This window comes from Neobacillus drentensis (genome assembly GCF_036962765.1).
Lineage (GTDB): Bacteria > Bacillota > Bacilli > Bacillales > Cytobacillaceae > Neobacillus > Neobacillus drentensis_C.
In genome coordinates, this window is record NZ_JBALOS010000184.1 from 1 (window position 1) to 2,803 (window position 2,803).

Consider the following 2,803-nt stretch of genomic DNA (forward strand, 5'->3'; position numbering starts at 1 on the left):
ATTCATTATTTTTTCAAAATTTAAACTCTTACTAATCTTTATATAAGATTAATCAACACTAAAATGGTAAAAAACCTCACTTATTGGAAGCGTTCATAGGACGCTTCTTTTTCATCTTTTTTACCTTAAATCTATTCACTCCACAACCACCTCTTATCGTCGTCTTTTATCTCAAATGCGACATTAATAATCAAATTACTATTTCAACTAACCTGCCCAGTTAGCACAAGAAGAAAAGCTGCCTGAATGACAGCTCTGTTCTTCAACTCTTGCATCCATTAGTTTAAGTACATAATTTCACAATTTGACTAAAGTAATTTATTAAGTTATGATTTTTTCACTTTAAAAGAAAGGCTGAAGATAATGATTCGTCGTTTGAAAAAGTTTAAAAATGTCGCTGTGGTATTAAGCTTCTAAGTAAGTCGTAGAATCTACAATACTTAGAAGCGAGGTATATAGTTATGAATCATCCATTATTTAATCATTGGTCTGAAACAAAGTATTTAAAAGATATAGTGACAAATCCACTCATTGAAGTAGGGGAGTATTCCTATTATTCAGGGTATTATGGTAATCAAAATTTTGAAGATGGCTGTGTAAGGTATTTATGGGGTGATGCTAGATCTCAAGAACTCTTCAATCCAATTGAACAGTTTGGTTGGCATCTAGATAAACTCATTATTGGAAATTATGTTTGTATTGCAAGTGGAGTTGTCATTTTAATGGGGGGTAATCATAACCACCATTCAGAATGGATTACAGTTTATCCATTTGTTGAGCAAATAGGACAATCATATGAACCAAAGGGTAATACAGTCATTAAAAGCGATGCCTGGATTGGTATGAATGCTATAATAATGCCTGGCGTTTCAATTGGTGAAGGTGCAATCGTTGCAGCAGGTTCTGTGGTCTCTAAAAACGTTCCACCGTATACAATAGTTGGTGGTAATCCTGCAAAAGAAATAAAGAAACGGTTCACAGATTCAGAAATTATTAAGCTAATGGAAATGCGTTGGTTTGATTGGGATAGAGAATTGGTTGAGAGAGCGTTTCCTCTTTTGTCCAGTTCATCCATTGAACAGTTATATGATTTTTATAACATTGAAGTAAAGAAAAGATAATCCAGTTAGAAAAGCTACATTCTATATAGGATGTAGTTTTTTGTATACATTTTTTATTTATCACACAAAAATTTAATAGTTTACTCTTTTGAGCTAACCTGCCCCGTTAGCACAAGAAGAAAAGCTGCCTGAATGACAGCTCTGTTCTTCAACTCTTGCATCCGTTAGTGGAATAAGACCCTTTCCAAAAATGAAATTATGAAAATACTCAACCCATAAGCCGTAATTGACTTCTGTAGATTATTTCACTTATTTTCAATTACAACACATCATCGCTTAATCAATCCCGACAGGTCTACTTCTAATACTTTATCTTCTTTATCGTTGTAAGTAGATAACAATACAGTAATGATTCCCGATTCATTCTTCGTCTCTTTCTTATCGATAACCTCGGCGATGGTATACAATTCATCACCTGGATACACCGGTTTTATAAATTTCATATTATTCATCCCTGTTCCAGCGATGATATCATCACCATAGATACCTTGTTCAATCCAAAGCCTTACTGAAATGCTTAATGTATGTAGTCCGGAAGCGATGATTCCATCAAATCTCCCCTGCTTTGCTTTTTCCTCATCTAAATGCATATATTGAGGATCAAATTCTCCTGCAAATCTCATAATATCCGCTTTTGTCATTTTGAAGGACTTAGTTTCAAACACCTGTCCAACTGTAAACTCATCAAACTTCATAATTACACCTCTTATTTAGAAACTTTTGCACTTGTTTATATTAAGGTAGCATCAAATGCACATCAAGTTAAAAAAATACTCAAAATCCTCTAAAATCAATAGAAAAGAATACTTTTTTTGGGATATATATAATTCATCTTTGCAATTGTAAATACCTTATTTAACTATCCTGTTTCGTAAGTTCAATAAGAAAAAAAGACGCTGCTGCAGCAACCCATTCTTGAACTCTTGCACCCGATGTTTAAGTACATTATTTCACAATCTTTGATTTCATTATAAAAAAAGAATCGCCGCAGCGATCCCCTAGTTTCAACTCTTGCCCCCTTTCCGTGAAGTTAGAAAATTTAATTTACCTCTTTATTATTTCTTATAATTTTTAATGTCCAAGGTAGAACAATCCCAAATAGCAACAAATAAAAAGGGATTGAGTAAACAGGTTTCCAACCTTTTAATTTTAAAAAACCTAATTTCCCTAATATATATTCCACTAGAAAAGATAACATTGAAAAGAAAATTACCCTGATTAACTTTGTAGGAGTGTTATATCGATTTAAAAACAAGATCGCAGTTGCAGCTGGTCCAATTACAAACATAAAAATATCAGGTATACCACCAATAGAGGGATCTCCTGAATCCATTTGATCAAATATAAAAAATAAGATAATGTTAGCCATCCAACCATAAAAACCAATCATTCCAAAAAGTAAAAGCCACTCTCTCCGTGAAATATTTTTAGTTGTAGTAATAGAAAGAGATAGCAGTATTGATCCTATTAGATAAATAAACTACGAACCTTTAGCAAATAGGTCTAATCTTTTTAATACACCATTCCAGTACATAACATCCCTCTTTAAATAAGTTAACTATTTTAAATCCAACTGATAAATACCCTTTCATATTATTTCAATTACTTACTTTTTTATGTACCATTGGAAAAAAAGACCTTCCAAAAATTTTTTCCTTTATTGAACTAACCTGCTTCGTTAG

General features: G+C 32.4%; 3 protein-coding genes. 1 reads left to right on the forward strand and 2 read right to left on the reverse strand.

What is annotated here, in order from left to right; all coding sequences use genetic code 11:
- Window positions 1–461 precede the first annotated feature (461 nt).
- Window positions 462–1,121 carry a CatB-related O-acetyltransferase gene (locus V7137_RS21370; protein ID WP_335699936.1) on the forward strand — a complete coding sequence of 220 codons (660 nt, stop codon included), beginning with the start codon at window positions 462–464 and terminating at the stop codon, window positions 1,119–1,121.
- 269 nt (window positions 1,122–1,390) lie between these two features.
- Here the strand turns inward: V7137_RS21370 and V7137_RS21375 are convergent, their stop codons facing one another.
- Both V7137_RS21375 and V7137_RS21380 read right to left on the reverse strand, forming a co-directional pair.
- Complete coding sequence (locus V7137_RS21375; RefSeq protein WP_027323078.1) at window positions 1,391–1,816, reverse strand: MaoC family dehydratase; 426 nt, start codon at window positions 1,814–1,816, stop codon at window positions 1,391–1,393.
- A 344-nt stretch (window positions 1,817–2,160) separates the two neighbouring features.
- Window positions 2,161–2,490: a hypothetical protein gene (locus tag V7137_RS21380; RefSeq protein WP_335699937.1), complete on the reverse strand. Its 330-nt coding sequence runs from the start codon at window positions 2,488–2,490 to the stop codon at window positions 2,161–2,163.
- Between the last annotated feature and the right edge of the window lie 313 nt (window positions 2,491–2,803).